The sequence below is a fragment of the Serratia sp. Ag1 genome, assembly GCF_000743355.1.
Taxonomy (GTDB): domain Bacteria; phylum Pseudomonadota; class Gammaproteobacteria; order Enterobacterales; family Enterobacteriaceae; genus Chania.
Map to the genome: position 1 here is coordinate 153,342 of NZ_JQEI01000026.1, position 19,051 is coordinate 172,392.

Here is a 19,051-nt window from a genome sequence, read left to right on the forward strand (position 1 = left end):
GACTGCGTTCGCTTGTGACTCGAATTATTTAAAGTATCTCCTAACTGGCAGCCAAACAGACAGAAAGCACTATGATTAATGACGTCATCTCTCCGGAATTCGATGAGAACGGTCGCGCGATGCGCCGTATCCGCAGTTTTGTGCGCCGCCAAGGGCGGTTGACCAAAGGCCAGCAGCATGCGCTGGACCACTATTGGCCGGTGATGGGCGTGGAATATCAGGCTGAACCTGTCGATATCTCGACCCTGTTCGGGCGCAATGCGCCGACCGTGCTGGAGATTGGTTTTGGCATGGGCGCTTCGCTGGTCACCATGGCGGGCAATAACCCGCAGCAGAATTTCCTGGGGATTGAAGTGCATTCACCGGGCGTTGGGGCTTGTTTGGCAGACGCTCATGAAGCCGAATTGAGCAACCTGCGGATCATGTGCCATGACGCGGTCGAAGTGTTGCAGAACATGATTCCGAACGCTTCACTGGATATGGTGCAACTGTTCTTCCCGGATCCGTGGCATAAAGCGCGCCACAACAAACGCCGCATCGTGCAGACGCCGTTTGTTGAGTTGGTGCTGAGTAAATTAAAAGTGGGTGGTGTGTTTCATATGGCCACCGACTGGCAACCTTATGCGGAACACATGCTGGAAGTGATGAACGGCAGCGCAGGATATCGTAATCTTTCCGAGAGCAATGATTATGTGCCGCGCCCGGATTCACGCCCGGTGACGAAATTTGAATTACGTGGCCAGCGTCTGGGACATGGCGTTTGGGATCTGATGTTTGAGAGGGTGGAATAATGGCTAAGAACCGCAGTCGTCGTTTGCGTAAAAAGATGCACATTGAAGAGTTTCAGGAATTGGGTTTCTCCGTGGCTTGGCGTTTTGCCGAAGGCACTGATGTTGATGACATCGACAAAACGGTAGATGCGTTGATCGATGAAGTGATCGAACCAAACGGTTTGGCGTTTGACGGCAGTGGCTACCTGCAGTGGGAAGGCTTGATCTGCCTGCAGAAAATCGGTAATTGTACCGATGAACAGCGTGAGCTGGTTAAAAACTGGCTGGAAGCGCGTAAGCTGAGTGACGTGAAGGTCAGCGATCTGTTTGATATCTGGTGGGATTGATTCTTGCCTGATGAAGGTGCCTCAATGGCACCTTTTTTATACCCATGGTTATTCAAATCCCCCGAGCTGTGGTTTCCACGTCATCATCAGCTTCAATCCTAAAAAAACTTGCAGGTTAAGCCGAGCGTTGAGCCCCATTCAACGCTAAATTAGCGTAACTCGAAGCCTACAGGGTACATTCTGAAGTGGAATGTGTTGGGAACTGTAGCGCTGGAACTGTTGTCTCAACGCCTTAGCCGTTCGATTTTTTTAACTCCATCGCGGATGCGGGTGGAAGGGAGTCAGAAGAAATGATGTTCAAGAAAGCCGGGTTGGCCCTGTTGCTGTTAACTGCTTCGCAGGCGCATGCCGACTATCAGTGCAGCGTCAGGCCCCAGGACGATGTCATTATCAGCCCACAAACCGTAAAGGTTGTTGGAGCCAGCGGTAACCTGCTGATTACTCCCGATGGTGATGTTACTCGTAATGGCCAAGAGCTTAGCCTGAATGATACCCAGCGCCAGAAGGCGTTCAGCTATCAGAGTGCGTTGCGTAAAGATTTGCCCTGGATCGAGCAGGGCGCGCAACAACGTTTGGAAAAGGCACGTGTCTCGTTGGATAACATCATCGTGCAGCAACTGGGCAGCGGCAGTAATGTACGCAACCGCCTGACTACGCTTAATACGCAACTCAAGCAGCAGATGAACCGCATTATCGAGCAGCGCAGTGATGGCCTGACGTTCCACCATAAGGCCATCGCGCAGGTCGAGCAGGACGGGCGCAACCTGGTTCAGCAAAGTATGGGGGGCGTGCTGCAAGACAGCCTGAACGAAATGGGTATTAAACAGGCGGCAAACGCCAACGGTAATCCGTTACAGGCGCTGATGGGGAATCTGGGTGGCTTGCAACAGGCGATTCAGAGCGAATGGAGCAAGCAGGAACGCGACTTCCAGAGCTTCGGTAACGATGTGTGCAACCGCGTTACGGCACTGGAAACCCAGCGCAAGAATCTGATTAATTCGTTGAAGTAATAGGCAATATTTTTAATTGATAGCCCAATCACCACCTCCTGAGGAGGTGGTGATGATTATACCTATGGGGCTCTAGACTGAAGAAAACACACGCCAAAAAATACTAGCTTACTTACCACAAGTAAGAAGGCAATCACTGACATGAGCAACCATGGCGTTGCAAATACCACATGATTTGGATGTCAGAGTGTTTACAGTAATGGAGGTTTATCCTGATATGGGCTTCCAAAGAGTTCAATGTTTAAGCAACAGATACAGTCTGGAACCAGAACAAATCCCAGTATCCCTGCTCTGGTTCTCAGCGGTTATTTAACCACACACATAAATACAGGGGAATGAAGGTTTCCGATAACATAGGCATTCATAATCTTTCTCACAATCATATAACGTGGCTTCTGGTGTTTTGTACTAAAGAATACGCTCTCTATAAGAGAATCTGGAGTGTTATCTCTTGAGTTTTTAACCGTCTCAATATCGTAGAGCTTGTAGATGTCATGAGTTTCCTTTTCATATCTGAATCTTATCTCTCTAAATAAGATCATAGGTTTCCCTTGATAGAAGACGTTTCCAGAGAGGGCTATATATCCACTTTTGTTGGGATTCACAACGAGCGTTAATGTTTCTGTCGAAGAAAACCCTGTTGTAAATTCCTGCATTCTCAATACTGATACGCATGAATCATTCAGAATCGCTCCCCGGTCATATGAAAAGTATAAAATATTGCATAGAATGATAAAGATAATAAGTGCCGGCAAATAAAATACGGGCCTTTTGAGTTTACTCTTCATTAGTGTAGTTAACTCCATAGTAGTTATCGCAAGCAGCAAATTCACTTGGTTTTTCTTTATTATAAGTACAGCGCGACAAAAACACTCTTCCCGGATAACCATAGACTATAGCGTCTGAAGGTTGATAAAAAAGGCGGGTATGTTCAAGGCACTTCAGGTCTGTTTTTTTTATCAACTTCTCTGCAATTGAAAGTTGCACACTTGTCATGTCTATTGAGCTCTGTTGTAGTATGTATATCTCACACTTGTTAACATAACCTAATAAATATGAATTGCTTTGTTGGGGAGTGTGTACATCTAGAAGTTTAAGGTTAAGTATAATTTTGGATAGCATAATGGGAGATAAACCCAAAAATGCGATAGCAAAAGCAATAAGAATAAATTTTCTCTGTGGTTTTGATTTTTTATGATGATTAATTCCGAAATTACTCTTAGTAGAGATCAGAGACGGATGGTTGTAATCAACGCTGTTCTGTTCTTTCTTAACACTTATCTCCTTAGCAAACATGAATCCCACTTTAGGTACTGTAATAATGACCTCATCATCAAGCTCAAGGCTACTGAATATTTTGCGTAAATCAGCAATGTATTTATTTAGACTATTATTAGAAGAGCGCAGGCCATGGTCTGTCCAGACTGCGTTAAGGATGTCATCTCTGGTGGACACTTCACCATGATGATCAAGTAGGAATGACAGCAACCTGCTGGTCGTTACCGTCAGTGTTATTGATTCCGGTTCGGTTTCATCTCCCTTCCAGATTGCACCATCGGTATTCCTGAAGTGAATTTCACCGTTAATAATATAACGCACTATGAACCTCCTCGATGAAAAACCAGACGTTTTATAGGATTTTTTCCAGAACACAAGTGCGAAAAAAAACCTAGGTCACTTTAAGCGTTTTTCCAGTTCATACTTATTTAGTATAAAACTAAAAAATTAGAATTTAATTCTGTAAATTATGTTAAAAAAATTACTTATCAGAATTATATTCCTAATATAAACAATATTGCGATACTAATATCCATTTATTTTCCATGCGGTTACGATATGTCCCGTCTCCTGAACAACCTGAGTGAACCCGCAGCAGTAATCGTTCTGAAGAGCATTCAGGTATTCAGGTGAGTACTTAAACGACTAATAACCGACATATGTAGTTGAGGATTAAATGCAAAAAATTGTTTCACTGACCACTATTGCCATGCTGATGAGCTCTGCTTTCGCAGCTAACGCAGCAAGCACTGGGACCATTAACTTTAACGGTAAGGTGACTGACACTACCTGCGACGTGGCGATTAACGGTCAGGAAGGTGACGCTACTGTTACGCTACCAACCGTACCGGCAACTGAGCTGGCTTCAGCGGGTAAAACTACCGGTCTGACCAACTTCAACATGACCTTAAAGAATTGTGTACTGGGTAGCGAAGGTGAAAATACTGTTGCTGCGTTCTTCCAGACTGGTGCGACCGTTGATAATGAAAGTGGCCGTCTGAAACAGACTTCCGCAGCTGGTGCAGAAAATGTTTCCCTGCAGCTGCTTGATGGCACCAACGGCAATACCATTTTCGTGGGTAACCAGAACCAGGAAGGAACGAATTATTTCGCAAATGTTAAAGAAGGCGAAGCAATTAAACTTCCGTATTCTGTTCGTTACTATGCAGAAGACGCCGTTACCTCAGGTGTTGTAACCTCCAGCGTTGTTTACAACCTGCAGTATAAATAAGCACTGCTCAGTTTAAACCTGATATCTGGCACTCTGTGTCAGATATTCCTTGTGAGAAAAATGATGAAACCTGTTATGTCTTTTATCAGGAAAGTGACATTATTGTCGCTTGGCTTGGTATTGGCCTTAGATGCGTTAGCAAATGTTGTAGTTACCGGAACGCGTATAATTTATCCAGCAGATGAGAAGGAAATTTCTGTTAAGGTTAATAATAAAGGGAAAGGGCCAGTGTTGATTCAGTCATGGATTGACAACGGAGATATGAATGCTAGCCCGGACACGATCCGTGTGCCTTTTATTATTAATCCACCTATGAACCGCGTAGATGCAGAGAAAGGGCAGACGCTTCGTGTTTCATATACTGGCGGAACAACCTTACCATCGGATCGTGAAAGTGTTTTCTGGCTTAATGTGCTGGAAATTCCACCGAGTAACATGAAAGAGACCGATATTAATAAGCTTCAGGTCGCTTTTCGTTCACGTATTAAAATGTTCTATCGCCCTGCAGCATTAAAAGAGGACAGTACCAAAGCAGCAGAGTCCATGAAGTGGGAAATTAATGGTGGGAAGCTTACAGCAGTAAATCACTCGCCTTATTACGTTACTATGCTTGGCGTTAGAGCTGAAAACAGTAAAGCAGAGGGCGCTGGTGATATGGTTTCACCCTTTGGTCGATTAGAGATTAAAAACAAAAGTGGTCGCTTTGAGCATGGCCAGCATATTTCATGGCAGTACATCAATGACTGGGGAGCAATTAAAAAAGCTGATGCCACGCTTTAATAATTGAATATGATAGACGGGCTTAGAAAAATGAAACGCAATCCACAATTTCAACTGAATACGCTGACAGCATTTATTCTCTCTGTTTTTGTCGTCGTCCCGGCAACAGTCTGGGCAGATGAAACGGTTAGCACTACTGATAGCGTCACGTTTGACCCGATTTTTTTAAGTCCGGGGGCTGCTAAAAAAGCTAACCTCAAACGTTTTGAAAAAGGTGCTACGGCATTACCTGGTACCTATTCGGTCTCTATCTTCATCAATGATATGGGACTGGGGTATGAGGATGTGACCTTCAAGGAAGATGAACAAGGTAACGTCAATCTCTGTCTGCTACCGTCTATGTTGCGCAAAATGAATTTCAATACCAAAGAGTTGCCTGCCCAAACAGTCAGGCAGATCCAGCAAAAAAGTGATGAGTGCGTGGTACTGAAAACCCTTCTGCCGGATGCGTCCATTGATTATGACTCAGGAACGCAGCATCTGGACCTGGTCATTCCACAGGCGTATCTGCGCAATATGAATAACGCCTACGTCAGCCCGGAATACTGGGATGATGGGGTAAACGCATTGATGCTGGGTTACCAGAGTAACTTCTACTCCATGTTTTCTCATGGCAAGAGTACTGATTCCGCCTATGTTGGTCTGTCTGGCGGATTGAATATCGGAGCATGGAAACTGCGTCACAACGGTAATTACAATTGGATGCAGGGGAGTGGGGGGACCTATCAGCGTATTAACTCATATGTTGAGCGCGATATCTCAACCATCAGTGGAAGACTGATAGTGGGTGAAAACAATACCAGCGGTAACGTTTTTGACTCGGTAGCCTATCGTGGTGTTGAGCTAAAGGATGTGGAACGTATGCGTCCGCAGTCCGAGCGTGGTTATGCACCAGAAGTGCGCGGGATTGCCCGTACCAACGCTACTGTAACGGTTCGTCAGAATGGACAGATTATCCGTGAGACTACTGTTGCTCCGGGGGCGTTTAACATTGATGACCTTTATCCGAATGGTTACGGTGGTGATCTGGAGGTCACTGTGACGGAAGCGGATGGCAGTGTGCAGCACTTTAATGTTCCGTATGCCGCGGTAAGCCAGTTGCTGCGCCCAGGTAGCCATCACTACGATATGGTTATTGGTGAATTCAATGATACCCGAGCCTCTAAACGTCGTCTGCTCTATCAGGCAACCTACCAGCGCGGCCTAACCAACATGTTCACTGGTTACGGTGGGGTGCAGAGTAGCAAGAATGATTACTATACTCTGCAACTGGGGACAGCGATGAATACCTTTATTGGAGCACTGGCGTTTGATGTCAGCCAGTCAAAAACGAACTTTAGTGGTAATACGTCGAAAGGTGATTCTCTGGCTGGCCAGAGTTATCGCGTTAGCTATAGCAAGTTTGTTCCGGAAACGAAGTCTAACTTCTCCGTAGCGGCATACCGCTATTCCACTTCTGGCTATCTGAATTACCGCACTGCGATGCTGATGATTGATGAAGTAGAAAATGGTCGCAACCCGGAAAATATATACCGTCCGAAAAATCGCTTTACTACAACCCTGAACCAGGGACTACCGAGCGGTTATGGCCAGTTTTATGTCACAGGTTATACCCAGGACTACTGGAACAAAGGGACCGGTTCAGATTTGCAATATCAACTGGGATACAACAACAACTTTAAGTCGGTGGCGTACGGTCTAAATGCGGGGCGTTCCCGAAATGGTTTGGGGAATATGGAAACCATATTCATGTTCAACATGAGTATGCCGCTCGGCAGTCTCAGCGCTTTGAACACACCAAACATGACTGCATCATTCAGCCGTGACGGTAGCGGTAACTATGGCCAGCAGGTGGGGGTTTCCGGTACGGCAGGTAAGGAACACCAGTATAGCTATGGTGCTACGGCCTCGCATTACAACAATGGTACGGGCAACAGCAGCAACCTGAACGGACAATATCGTTCGTCATTTGCCAACCTGAACGCTGCAGTGAGTAAGGGGCTAAATTATCACAGTATGTCAGCGGGGGCGAGTGGTACGCTGCTTGCCTATTCTGGCGGTTTGGTGGCCACACCATATACCAGTGATACTTTTGCCATCGTTGAAGCTAAGGGTGCAACAGGGGCGACTGTGGGTAACTACACCGGTGTGAAAGTGGATAGCTTTGGTCACGCGGCTGTACCGTATCTGAACCCGTATGAAATGAATGAAGTGTCGCTTGATCCCAAAGGATCATCACAGACGATAGAACTGAAAAATACCAGTCAGCGCGTGGCACCATATGCCGGTTCAGTCGTTCATCTGAAATACGAAACTCGTAAGGGCTACCCACTGCTATTGCATCTGAATAAAGGCAATATCGCCATTCCGTTTGGGGCGGAAGTCACCGACACCAAAGGCAATGGCGTTGGTGTGGTTGGGCAGGGTGGTGAGGTGTATGCCCGCGTGGAAGCACGGAGCGATATTTTGCACGTGCAGTGGGGCTTTTCAGCCAGCGAACAGTGCAACATTCACTATGACCTGACAGATACGCAGGTGAACAGTGAAAATCTTATTCAGCTATCTGCTATGTGTACCAACTAATTTTACATATCCTATGTGGCGAGCTATGAGGAACGTAATGAAGAATACAGTCAAGATTATAGGGTTATTATTAGCCTTGTTGACATCAATAAATGCATATGCAGATATTCAGTGTGGATTGGATTATAGATATCCTTACCGAGAGTTGACCGTTCCTCTGAGTGGTTCCGTTTATGCCGGAAATGAGCTACCAGTTGGAGCTACGTTGTATAAATTCAGAGTTACTGGCTCAGATAATAAAGTAGCGTTGAGATGTGAGACTACGGAATCTTGGATTGCTAATGTTTACTATAAAGTTGTTTCAGAACCGATAGGTCCTGCCTTTAATTTCGCTGGAAATACATATAATGGAGCAGTTTATCCAACTAATATAAATGGAATTGGTATAGCTATATACACCTACAACGTAAATGCTAATCCAACGATAACAATGGCTACACCAATGTACGAGCCGATGAACTATCAATCGGATGGTTCTTCGATTGGAACTTCATCAGGACTGAAGATTAATCCAGCTATTTATATAGCGCTTGTAAAAACAGGAGCAATTGCAAGTGGTTCATCTGTTTTAGGAAGCACTATCCCCCCCTTAAGTATAACAGCAGAACTAACACCAGGTTTATCTGGGCTGCCGCTTGATTTATTAAAAATAAACTTCTCTGGTTCAGTTATTGTACGGACATCAACTTGCCAAACTAAAAGCAGAACAGTAATTCTAGGTGAGCATGAACTCAGGAGTACCTTCAAAGGAAAAGGCTCAGTAACACCTTGGATTGATTCATCGATTGAGTTAACAGATTGTCCAACATTTGAGGGATATTACCCTGGTGGTTATCAAACATCTTTTGACGGAGCAACACCTACGGGGGGGACGCCAACCCCAAATGCTTTGCTTGTCTCGATAACCGCAAATACTGGTGTGATTGATGCCGCTGCAGGACTTATTTCTATTAATAAGACTCAGTCAGGTTCGGCATCAGGTTTAGGGATTCAGTTAGGATGGGGTGATAAATCCAAACCATCAGTTTGGAATCTTTCTGAGCAAAAAAAATTCACCCTACCAAATAACGGAGTGAAAAATATTACAATACCTATGGCTGCAAGGTATTACCAGACTGAAAATGTAGTGACTCCAGGTCGAGCTGATGGGCAGGTTATGTTTACGATTAACTATAATTAAACTCTAGATGATTTTATATATCGTAATGTTTTTATTGTCGATCTCTACTGAGCGAAGGCAGTGGCTTTCGCTACCACTGAAGCCGGATTGGATGTTTATTCTGATTAATCAAATACCAATAAAAGCGCTGAGCTTTCAGCGCTCTCTTGTTATTCCTCCGGCAGAAACAGCTCCAGCAGCGAGTTGAGGAACAGCTTGCCTTTCTCGGTGATCTGCCAGTATTCCGCCGTCTCTTCCAGGTAACCTTGAACTAATGCCTCGTCCAACTGTGTGCGAATCACACTTTCATCCAACCCGGTATAGCGGGCGAATTCGGCACGCGGGGCGGCTTCCAGCAGGCGGAAACGATTCATAAAGAACTCGAAGGGCCGGTCATGCTCAGCCACTTCATGCAGCTTGTCGCGGTATTCACCGCGCATAAAGCCGCGTGGATGCTTGGTTTTGCTGGTGCGCAGAATACGGCCATCGGCAAAAGTCAGTTTACCGTGTGCGCCGCAGCCAATCCCCAGATAGTCGCCAAAGCGCCAGTAGTTGAGGTTGTGTTGGCATTGATAGCCCGGTTTGGCATAGGCGGATGTTTCGTACTGCTGGTAACCGGCAGCGCTTAGCAGCTCATGCCCTTGCTGATAGATGTCCCACAGTGCGTCATCGTCTGGCAGCACTGGCGGGCGCGAACTGAACAGGGTGTTCGGCTCAATGGTGAGCTGATACCACGACAAATGCGGTGGGTTCAGGGCAATTGCCTGGCGCAGATCGTCCAAGGCTTCTGCCAGCGATTGATCCGGCAGACCGTGCATCAGATCGAGGTTGAAACTGCGCAGACCCAGACCGGTGGCCAGATGCGCCGCGCGCTTAGCCTCATCCGGCCCGTGGATCCGCCCCAGACGCGTTAACTTCTCGGCGCTGAAACTCTGCACGCCAATCGAAATTCGGTTCACCCCGGCACGCTGATAGCCGCTGAAGCGGTCAGCCTCCACGGTGCCGGGGTTGGCTTCCATGGTGATCTCTGCATCGGCAGCGACATGAATACGTGCGCGCACCCCGTCCAGCAATGCCTGCATCGCTTCGGCACTCAACAGGCTTGGCGTGCCACCGCCGATGAAAATGGTGCTGATTGCACGGCCACTGGTGAGCGGCAGATCGGCATCCAGATCGGCCAGCAGATGCTCGACGTATTCCTGGTGTGGAACGTCACCCTTTAAAGCGTGCGAATTGAAATCGCAGTATGGGCATTTTTGTACGCACCAGGGAATATGGATGTACAGGCTGAGCGGCGGCAATTGCACGGGGTTAACTGGCATGACGCAGGGCTTCCAACATCAGTTTCAAGGCCTGACCACGGTGTGAGATGGCACTTTTCTTCTCGTGCGACAGTTCAGCGGCCGTACAGCCCAGTTCAGGCACATAGAAAATAGGATCGTAGCCAAAGCCGCCTTTGCCTGCGGATGCAAAGGTCACTTCACCGGCCCAGGTACCGTGGAACACCAACGGGGTGGGATCTTCCGCATGGCGCATATAAACCAGCACGCAATGGAACTGCGCTGCGCGTTGGCCCGCAGGCACGTCTTTCAGCGTCACCAGCAGTTTATCCAGATTCTGCTGATCGCTGGCATCCACACCGGCGTAGCGGGCGGAATAAATCCCCGGTGCGCCGCCCAGTACGTCCACGGCCAGTCCAGAATCATCGGCAATCGCCGGTAGGCCAGTGATTTGCGCGGCATGGCGGGCCTTGAGGATGGCGTTTTCAATAAACGTCAGACCGGTTTCTTCGGCGGAGTCTACGCCCAGTTCGGTTTGAGCCACCACATCCAGGCCGAAATCGGCGAGCAGGCTGGCGAGTTCACGCACTTTTCCGGGGTTTCCGGTAGCAAGAACGACTTTTTGCATGATGATTACCTTGAAAATTAGCTGATAAGCGCGGCGATCGCGGCAGGGATCTGTTGCGGGTTGATAATGCGTAACTGCTTATGCCGCCCTAATTCACCCTTCTCAATAATAACGTTGCTTTTCGCCACCCTGAACTGTTTGGCGATAAATTTGATCAAATGGGCGTTGGCTTGACCATCAACCGGTGGAGCCGTGATGGCGACTTTTACCTCGTCGCCATGCAGGCCAATAATCTGGTCACGGCTGGCTTTCGGCTGAATATAAAGCCTGATAGCCAGCCCATCGCTCAACTGGGTGACTGTACTCACAGCAGGAACCAGAGCTCGCCGAACAGATCCATTCCCAAATAGTTGATGAGATACAGGATCAGGATCACTACCATGGCGGAGAAATCGATGCCGCCCATCGCTGGGATCACACGACGGATCGGTGCCATCAGCGGTTCGGTGAGCTGATACATCACATAATCAATCGGGCTACGGCCTTGGCTGATCCAGCTCATCAATGCACGGATAATCATCACCCAGAAGATCAGATAACCGGCTGATTTGACCAGTGAAATCAGGCCAAACAGCAGGTTATACAGGCTGAACGACATGGCACCGCCCTGAATCAACAGCAACAGTGGATACTTGATGGTCATCAACAGGAAGGCCAGTAACAGCGAGGCGCTGTCAATCGGCCCCAGCGAAGGGAGAATGCGGCGTAGTGGGCCGACGATCGGTTGGGTGATTTTCACCACGAACTGCGAGAACGGGTTATAAAAATCGGTGCGCGTCAATTGCATCCAAATGCGTAGCAACAGCACCATCACGTAAATATCAACAACGGTTTTGACCAGGAAAGTCAGCGTTAGCATGTGAGTTACCCTTCTCCTTAACTCTTGATTATCCCTATTGTCTTTCGGGCAGTAATAGCCTGAAATTCAGCAGGTAGCGTTAAAATAGCTTTTCCATTTCCTGCGCGCGGGAAACGGCTGCCTGCATCGCTTTGGCGACGGTCTCCGGCAGTTGTTGTTCGTTGAACACCCGCAGGGCTTCTGCGGTGGTTCCCCCTTTAGATGTCACCTGCTCGCGCAGCGTCGACAAAGGAATTTCCGGATTGGCTGCGGCCAGCGCTGCTGCGCCGATGGCGGCCTGCTGCACCAGTTCACGTGCCGCTGTGCTGCTAAAGCCCATGCGTTCGGCCTCCTGCTGCATTGCATCCATAAACAGGAAGAAATAAGCCGGTGCGCTGCCTGCAGCGGCAATTACTCCGTTAATCCCATTTTCATCGTCAACCCAGCATACTTTGCCGACCGAACTCATCAGGTCGCGGGTGTAATGGCGATCCTGCTGGCTAACCTGCGGAGCAGCATACAGCCCGCTCATGCCTTGCCCTACCAGAGAAGGGGTGTTGGGCATAATACGCACGATATTCAATGATTCCCCCAGCATCTGATAGAAACGGCTGACCTGAATACCGGCAGCAATGGAGAGTACCAGTTTGCCAGAGAAATTAACCTGTTCCTGCAATGGTTTGCATACTTCTGCCATCATTTGCGGTTTTACCGCCAGCACCACCACTTCGGCTGCTTGCGCGCAACTGACGTTGTCGGCACTGCTGATAACGCCATAATCGGCGGCCAGCGCATCACGGTTTTTGGGCGAAGGAGCGCACACGTTGATGGCGGTTGCCGGATATCCTCCCGCAACCAGGCCAGCAATAATAGCGCGTGCCATATTACCGGCACCAATAAAGGTAATTTTGCGATGTTGCATCCAATCCCTCATTCATTCAGTTGTGCCATCAGGCCTTAGAATAATCACGGGCACCAAAAATTGCGGTGCCAATACGCACCAACGTGCTGCCAGCAGCGATCGCAGCGGCCATATCGTCGGTCATGCCCATCGACAGGGTATCCACCTGCGGATAGCGCTGTTTGAGGGCCAGGAAAGCCTCGTTCATCTGGCTAAAAACCGCCAGTTGGCGCTGATAGTCAGCCTCAGGAGCGGGAATTGCCATCAGGCCACGTAAGCTGAGGTTAGGCAATGCGACAACCGCTTCGGCTAACGCTGGCAACTCATCCAATACAATGCCAGATTTGCTCTGTTCATCGCTGATATTTATTTGAATCAACACATTTAGCGGCGGCATTCCCGTTGGGCGCTGATCGTTCAGGCGTTGGGCGATGCGCAGGCGATCAAGGGTATGACACCAGGCGAAATGTTCTGCCACCAGCTTGCTTTTGTTGGATTGCAGCGGGCCGATAAAGTGCCATTCCAACCCGGTTCCTTCTGGCAATAAGGCAAAATGCTGGATCTTGTCCACGCCTTCCTGCACGTAATTCTCGCCGAAGGCGTGCTGGCCTGCGGCGATGGCTTCTGCGATCGCTGCCACAGGTTTGGTTTTACTGACTGCAAGCAACTTAACTTCTTCTGGAGTGCGTGCGCAGCGTTGAGCTGCGGCATCAATACGGCTCCTGACATCCTGCAGATTCTGTTGGATAGTGCTCATTGTTGACCCAGGAGATTGATATGGATATCGATGAATTCGTGGCCCTTAGTGTAAAGCATAACGCATCCGATCTGCACCTCTGTACCGGTCATCGGCCAATGTTACGTGTTGATGGTGAACTCCAGGCGGTGGAAGAGGCTGAAAATGTCGCGCCATCGCAGATGGCAAGCTGGTGCGAAACCTGGTTGAACCAGGAACAGCAGCAGCGGTTACAACAGCAGGGGCAGCTCGATCTGGCGTTGGCATTAGCGGGTGGCGTTCGCCTGCGTGCTAATTTCTTCCGGCAAAATAGTGGGTTTTCGGTGGCGTTACGGCGGATTGCTAGCCAATGCCCGACCTTGGCCGAACTGCATACTCCCGAGATCGTTCCGGCGCTGGTACAGCGGGAAGACGGCCTGATTCTGGTCACTGGCGCTACTGGCAGCGGTAAGTCCACCACGTTGGCGGCAATGATCGATTTTATCAATCAGCGTCAGCGCCGCCACATCCTGACGCTGGAAGATCCGATCGAATTTATCCATCACAGCCGATTATCCTTGATCCAGCAGCGTGAATTGGGGCGCGATACTCACAGCTTTGACGATGCGCTGCGGGCGGCATTGCGGGAAGATCCTGACGTGATCCTGTTGGGGGAGTTGCGTGATACCACCACGATCCGGCTGGCGCTGACTGCGGCAGAAACCGGCCATCTGGTTCTGGCAACGTTGCATACCCGCAGCGCGCCGCAGGCGGTAGAACGGCTGGTGGATGTGTTCCCGGCGGAAGAGAAACCTTATGTCCGCGCCCAACTGGCCAGCAGCTTACAGGCGGTGATTGCGCAAAAACTGTTGAGCAAACCCGGGGGCGGGCGGGTGGCAGTCTATGAGATCCTTACCGCTACCGCCGCTGTGAGCAGCATGATCCGCGAAGGTAAAACGCACCAGCTCGCCAGCGTATTACAAACCGGCGCGCAATCAGGCATGCAGACTTTTGAACAGGGGGTGCAGCAGCGTATTCAGGCCGGGTTACTCAGTGGGGCCGCTTAAATGAGAGGGGTAATTCAACTCAATTGTTGTTCAAACCAGCTTTCCAGAATAACCACGGCGGAAGCGGAATCGACGCTGCCTTTGTCCAAGGCGCGGAAACCGCCGCGATCAAACAGATGGGCGCGAGCTTCAACGGTGCTCAGGCGTTCATCGTGCAGGGCGATCTGCACACCAAACCGGCCATGTAAGCGGTTGGCAAATTTACGGGCACGTTCGGTCAACGGCTGTTCGGTGCCGTCCATGTTCAGCGGCAGGCCGACCACCACCAGATCTGGCTGCCACTCTTTCAGCAACCGCTCAATCTTCTGCCAGTCTGGCGTGCCGTCTTGTGCTTTAAAGGCTGCCAAGGCTCGTGCCGTGCCGGTAATTTCCTGGCCGATGGCGGCTCCGATGCTTTTGGTGCCGAAGTCAAAAGCAATAATGGTACGGTTGGTCATCAGGCGTGTCCTGCTTGATTGGCAATGCTGCGGATATCAATGCCAAGGCGGTTTGCCGCCTCGCGCCAGCGGCTGGCGATTGGCGTATGAAACAAAATATCGTTGTCGGCTTCGATGGTCAGCCAGGCATTTTCCAAAACCTCCTGTTCCAACTGCCCTTGCTCCCAACCGGCATAACCGAGGGCCACTAATACCTCTGTCGGCTGATCTGGGGTACCGAGGGTTTCCAGCACGTCTTTGGAGGTGGTGATCATCGTGTGTGGTGATATCTGAATGCTCGAAGCGAATCCTTCACGCGGGGAGTGCAGAATAAAACCACGATCGTCGGCCAGTGGCCCACCGGCAAACACCGGCTTGTCCAAGCTGATAGCAGGATCGCGTGGTGAAGGCTCAATTTGGAGTTTGCTCAAGACCGACTCTACCGTGAATTGTTCCACGGGTTTATTGATGACTAACCCCATGGCACCGTTTTCATTATGCTCACAAACGTATATCACCGAACGTTTGAAGCGCGGATCTTGCATTCCTGGCATGGCAATAAGGAAGTGGTGCTGTAAATTCATGTCGTTATACAAGGTGTTATCGATGAGAGAATAAACAGCCGCCAGTATGCGGTTATACAATGCATACTTCAAGCGGCGTGATCGAGGCTGTTAATGAGCCCCAGGCAGGGGCTCAGAAGAGGGGGGATAGACGCTGCTTATTTTGCGGCAAGGCGCTTTTCAATGGCGTCCATCAGCATGCCGGTGACAGAAACCGGGAAGGCGGCTTCAATTTCACGGGCACAGGTCGGGCTGGTGACGTTGATCTCGGTGAGACGATCGCCGATCACGTCCAGGCCAACGAAAATCAGCCCCTTTTCTTTCAGCGTTGGCGCGACCGCACGAGCAATTTTCCAGTCGCTTTCGCTCAGCGGGCGAGGTTCACCCCGGCCACCGGCAGCCAGATTGCCACGAGTTTCTCCTTGGGCTGGAATACGCGCCAGGCAATAAGGCACTGGTTCGCCATCCACCACCAGAATACGTTTATCACCGTCCTTGATGGCTGGCAGGAAATTTTGCGCCATACAGAAGCGGCTACCGTGTTCGGTCAGGGTTTCGATAATCACCGACAGGTTAGGGTCATCCTGTTTTACACGGAAGATCGAGGCTCCACCCATACCGTCCAACGGCTTGAGGATGATGTCGCCATGCTGCTGGTGGAACTTGCGGATATGTTCTGCGCTACGGCTGACCAGCGTGTCTGGCGTCAGCTCTGGGAACCAGGCGGTGAACAATTTCTCGTTGCAGTCGCGCAGGCTTTGCGGTTTGTTGACCACCAGCGTGCCTTTCACTTCAGCGCGTTCCAGAATATAGGTGGCGTAGATATATTCGGTATCGAAAGGTGGATCTTTACGCATCAGAATCACATCCAGATCCTGCAGCGCCAGATCCTGTTCGGCAGTGAAGCTGAACCAGTTTTCTTTATCTTCTTTCACGTTTAACAGGCGCGTGCGGGCGCGGCTATCACCGGCATGCAGGTAAAGATCGTTCATCTCCATATAATGCAGTTCCCAACCACGGCGCTGCGCTTCGAGCAGCATGGCGAAGCTGGTGTCTTTCTTGATATTGATGGAGGTAATAGGGTCCATCACGATGCCGAGCTTAATCATCTTCTCTCCTTACGAGCCGGTTTGAACGGGCTCTTAGCCCAGGTCGCCGAAGCGGACCTGCAAAGCGGTAATTGCGGTAAGCGCTGTGGTTTCTGTACGCAAAACGCGTGGCCCCAGCAGAATATCAGTAAATCCGTAGCCTGTGGTCATGGTGATTTCTTCGGCAGATAACCCGCCTTCTGGACCAATCAGCAGACGTACATGGTCTACTGGCAGCGGTAATGTATTGATGCTTTGGTTAGCTCGCGGGTGTAGGTTCAGCTTCAGGCTGCCGTCCTGCTCGGCGCACCAGGCTTCTAGCTGCATTGCTTCGCGGATCTCTGGGATGCGGTTACGGCCACATTGCTCACAGGCGGCGATAGCAATTTTTTGCCACTGCTGCAGTTTCTTCGCCATGCGTTCGCCATCCAGCTTAACGCCGCAGCGCTCGGAAAATAGCGGAGTAATCACGTTGACGCCCAGCTCTATGGATTTCTGAATGGTGAACTCCATCTTTTCGCCGCGCGAGATCACTTGGCCAAGATGCAGATTAAGCGGCGACTCGCGATCTTCAAGCTGCCCGGCGCTGACGTGAACCAGAACATTCTTTTTATTCACCTGGGTGATTTCAGCATCGAACACCTGATTACTGCCATCGAAAAGTTGCAATGCCTGCCCGGTGTTCATGCGCAGTACACGGCCAACATGGTTGGCCGCATCCTCGCTTAACGCGATTTCTGCATTAGTGCGCAAAAGGTCTGGATGGTAAATGCGGGGTATACGCATAGTGATTATCAGATCCTGGCTCGATGAAACGGCGCTGCCAGCGGGCAGCGCGAAAGCATTATAGTAGGTCAGCCTTTTCGCTGCTGACAAGCTTGTTGAATATAAGAGTTATGGTTGCCCTGGATCTGTGCGATGCGTGCTTCTCGCGTACATTCCCAGCTAGTTACAGGATATTGACGGTCCCAGGCTTCAAATAATTGGGTCTGTTGACGTGAAAGCTGTAACTGATAGCGATCGCGCATATAAAAGTAGGTACGGGCAATGGCCCCACGGGCGTGTGCCGGTGGTTCAGCCTGTTTATTTTTGAAATCAACTTTCATTGGGCACTGACCATACTGGCCTTCACCACCGCGCCATTGGCTGTACATGAAGTTGTTGCGATCGCCATTCACTTCACCAATGGCTGGTTGCAGATTGTGCAGGTCAGTTTCTATCTGGCGGTACAGCGGGTTTTGGTTGCAGTTTTTCCGCCCGCCGTCTTGCCAACATTGCAACTGGTGGCCGAACTGCCAGGCTGGTACTACGTGTTCCCATTCGATACGTTCGGCGCGCTGGACGCTTTTACGCACCTGATAGCCACAACTGTTGAGATCGGGAATGCCTTTCTTGCCCTGCCAGTCGATCTTACAGCCACAATAGAAACTACCGGGTGCATCCTGGTTGATCTTGACCGCTGCGGCTTTGGCCTGAGTAAAGTTATTGATTTGCGCCAGCACGCTACCCGAGGGGAGTAAAACTACCATCAACAAAAATTTGCGAAGCATATTCCAAAATAACCCAGAAACGGAAAAGCGGGCAGGGTAGCGGAAGTGACCTGTGGGTGCAAATGGTGATCGTTGCCTGTCTCAGGGCGGTATTAGGCTGTTACTTAACGGTTTTCGTTCAGTAAAGCGCGCAGTTTTTCACCGCATTGGCGGCAGCGATATTCACTCTCGCCGCGTAACACGCGATTGTGGCGGCGCACGGTGAGCTGGTGCTGCTGACAGGCACATTGGTAGGGGAAGGTTTTGCTCTGTACTGAGCTGATTGCAAATTGATGAGTACGGCTGGCGGGCACCTGCAGTACGCTTTCCATCATCCAGCGCCATTCATTACCATGCGGCGGCACGCGGCCAAATTGGCGGAATACCAACAGATGAGCCAGTTCATGGGGAACCACTTCGTCGATAAACGGTTGCTGGTTTTCCAGTAGCAATACCGGGTTTAAACGGATTTCCCAGGCTTGCAGCCAGGCAGTACCCGCGCTGGTGCCGCGTTGCTGGTAGACGATCTTTGGCTCTGGGAATTCAACGGCAAAATGTTGGCGGGCCAACTGCAGTTTTGCTCGCAGGCAGCGCATTACCGCTTGTTGCAGTGCAATAGGGATTCTGATTCTGTTCATCGCGATTAGCTTAAGCAATGGTGCAGCGGCTGGCAACAGGTAACACCTGCTGCTGTTGCTGGTGGTTATTTCCCGACAATGATAACCCGATCGCCCCGGGTGGATTGTAATCAATGTGTTAACTGCGGGATAATAAAGCGTGCATGATGAGTCTGTACCCGCAGTGCTCACCGGATAAGATCAGAAAAGCGTCCACACAGGCAGCTTGAAGTATGGCGGCGATAGCGGTG

Annotated in this window: 21 protein-coding genes; 8 read left to right on the forward strand and 13 right to left on the reverse strand. The window is 49.9% G+C overall.

All coding sequences use genetic code 11. The features are described from left to right. Positions 1–71 precede the first annotated feature (71 nt). From trmB to IV04_RS16755, 3 genes are all read left to right on the forward strand, one after another. Positions 72–791, forward strand: coding sequence for a tRNA (guanosine(46)-N7)-methyltransferase TrmB (trmB, locus tag IV04_RS16745; protein WP_037401765.1), 720 nt, complete (start codon positions 72–74; stop codon positions 789–791). Then, positions 791–1,117, forward strand: a complete 327-nt coding sequence (locus IV04_RS16750; RefSeq protein ID WP_037401767.1) for a YggL family protein — start codon at positions 791–793, stop codon at positions 1,115–1,117. Before trmB ends, IV04_RS16750 begins: the two co-directional genes overlap by 1 nt. A gap of 293 nt (positions 1,118–1,410) precedes the next feature. Next, positions 1,411–2,127 (forward strand): DUF2884 domain-containing protein, encoded by a 717-nt coding sequence (locus IV04_RS16755; protein WP_037401934.1) that lies wholly within the window; start codon positions 1,411–1,413, stop codon positions 2,125–2,127. A 777-nt stretch (positions 2,128–2,904) separates the two neighbouring features. On the opposite strand, the gene IV04_RS16765 is transcribed toward IV04_RS16755, so the two are convergent. After that, on the reverse strand, positions 2,905–3,726 hold the full coding sequence (locus tag IV04_RS16765; protein WP_037401772.1) for a helix-turn-helix domain-containing protein: 822 nt from the start codon (positions 3,724–3,726) through the stop codon (positions 2,905–2,907). A gap of 355 nt (positions 3,727–4,081) precedes the next feature. Here IV04_RS16765 and IV04_RS16770 point away from each other — a divergent pair, with 355 nt between their 5' ends. From IV04_RS16770 to IV04_RS25370, 4 genes are read left to right on the forward strand one after another with little or no spacing between them, the layout of a single operon-like run. Further along, complete coding sequence (locus IV04_RS16770) at positions 4,082–4,636, forward strand: fimbrial protein (protein WP_037401775.1); 555 nt, start codon at positions 4,082–4,084, stop codon at positions 4,634–4,636. Between the two features lie 60 nt (positions 4,637–4,696). After that, on the forward strand, positions 4,697–5,416 hold the full coding sequence (locus tag IV04_RS16775) for a molecular chaperone (RefSeq protein WP_231566298.1): 720 nt from the start codon (positions 4,697–4,699) through the stop codon (positions 5,414–5,416). A 30-nt stretch (positions 5,417–5,446) separates the two neighbouring features. Further along, complete coding sequence (locus IV04_RS16780) at positions 5,447–7,999, forward strand: fimbria/pilus outer membrane usher protein (protein ID WP_051916841.1); 2,553 nt, start codon at positions 5,447–5,449, stop codon at positions 7,997–7,999. A 37-nt stretch (positions 8,000–8,036) separates the two neighbouring features. Beyond that, positions 8,037–9,179, forward strand: coding sequence for a fimbrial protein (locus IV04_RS25370; RefSeq protein ID WP_072010911.1), 1,143 nt, complete (start codon positions 8,037–8,039; stop codon positions 9,177–9,179). 149 nt (positions 9,180–9,328) lie between these two features. Here the strand turns inward: IV04_RS25370 and hemW are convergent, their stop codons facing one another. The 6 genes from hemW to IV04_RS16810 all read right to left on the reverse strand — a co-directional run bounded on the left by hemW (position 9,329) and on the right by IV04_RS16810 (position 13,562). Next, a complete protein-coding gene (hemW, locus tag IV04_RS16785) occupies positions 9,329–10,480 on the reverse strand; it encodes a radical SAM family heme chaperone HemW (protein WP_037401778.1) in 1,152 nt (383 codons plus the stop codon). Next, positions 10,470–11,066, reverse strand: a complete 597-nt coding sequence (gene rdgB / locus IV04_RS16790) for an RdgB/HAM1 family non-canonical purine NTP pyrophosphatase (RefSeq protein ID WP_037401780.1) — start codon at positions 11,064–11,066, stop codon at positions 10,470–10,472. Before rdgB ends, hemW begins: the two co-directional genes overlap by 11 nt. 17 nt (positions 11,067–11,083) lie before the next feature. Continuing rightward, on the reverse strand, positions 11,084–11,374 hold the full coding sequence (gene yggU / locus IV04_RS16795) for a DUF167 family protein YggU (RefSeq protein ID WP_037401783.1): 291 nt from the start codon (positions 11,372–11,374) through the stop codon (positions 11,084–11,086). After that, on the reverse strand, positions 11,371–11,925 hold the full coding sequence (locus IV04_RS16800; protein WP_037401787.1) for a YggT family protein: 555 nt from the start codon (positions 11,923–11,925) through the stop codon (positions 11,371–11,373). The genes yggU and IV04_RS16800 overlap by 4 nt, the downstream gene beginning before the upstream one ends. A 79-nt stretch (positions 11,926–12,004) precedes the next feature. Continuing rightward, the gene (gene proC, locus IV04_RS16805; protein WP_037401791.1) at positions 12,005–12,826 is read right to left on the reverse strand and encodes a pyrroline-5-carboxylate reductase; all 822 of its coding nucleotides are present in this window, start codon (positions 12,824–12,826) and stop codon (positions 12,005–12,007) included. Between the two features lie 28 nt (positions 12,827–12,854). Then, positions 12,855–13,562, reverse strand: coding sequence for a YggS family pyridoxal phosphate-dependent enzyme (locus tag IV04_RS16810; protein ID WP_037401794.1), 708 nt, complete (start codon positions 13,560–13,562; stop codon positions 12,855–12,857). A 20-nt stretch (positions 13,563–13,582) separates the two neighbouring features. Here IV04_RS16810 and IV04_RS16815 point away from each other — a divergent pair, with 20 nt between their 5' ends. Beyond that, entirely contained in the window at positions 13,583–14,587 is a 1,005-nt protein-coding gene (locus tag IV04_RS16815; protein WP_037401797.1) for a type IV pilus twitching motility protein PilT, read from the forward strand. 14 nt (positions 14,588–14,601) lie between these two features. Here the strand turns inward: IV04_RS16815 and ruvX are convergent, their stop codons facing one another. The 6 genes from ruvX to IV04_RS16845 form a co-directional block, all read right to left on the reverse strand. Continuing rightward, the gene (gene ruvX, locus IV04_RS16820; protein WP_037401799.1) at positions 14,602–15,024 is read right to left on the reverse strand and encodes a Holliday junction resolvase RuvX; all 423 of its coding nucleotides are present in this window, start codon (positions 15,022–15,024) and stop codon (positions 14,602–14,604) included. Then, the gene (locus tag IV04_RS16825; protein ID WP_037401942.1) at positions 15,024–15,587 is read right to left on the reverse strand and encodes a YqgE/AlgH family protein; all 564 of its coding nucleotides are present in this window, start codon (positions 15,585–15,587) and stop codon (positions 15,024–15,026) included. The genes ruvX and IV04_RS16825 overlap by 1 nt, the downstream gene beginning before the upstream one ends. A gap of 137 nt (positions 15,588–15,724) precedes the next feature. Then, positions 15,725–16,675, reverse strand: coding sequence for a glutathione synthase (gene gshB / locus IV04_RS16830; RefSeq protein ID WP_037401801.1), 951 nt, complete (start codon positions 16,673–16,675; stop codon positions 15,725–15,727). Positions 16,676–16,708: 33 nt separating this feature from the next. Further along, positions 16,709–17,440: a 16S rRNA (uracil(1498)-N(3))-methyltransferase gene (rsmE, locus tag IV04_RS16835; RefSeq protein ID WP_037401803.1), complete on the reverse strand. Its 732-nt coding sequence runs from the start codon at positions 17,438–17,440 to the stop codon at positions 16,709–16,711. 68 nt (positions 17,441–17,508) lie between these two features. Continuing rightward, entirely contained in the window at positions 17,509–18,204 is a 696-nt protein-coding gene (gene endA / locus IV04_RS16840; protein ID WP_037401805.1) for a deoxyribonuclease I, read from the reverse strand. A 104-nt stretch (positions 18,205–18,308) separates the two neighbouring features. Next, on the reverse strand, positions 18,309–18,821 hold the full coding sequence (locus IV04_RS16845; protein WP_037401807.1) for a SprT family zinc-dependent metalloprotease: 513 nt from the start codon (positions 18,819–18,821) through the stop codon (positions 18,309–18,311). Positions 18,822–19,051 lie beyond the last annotated feature (230 nt).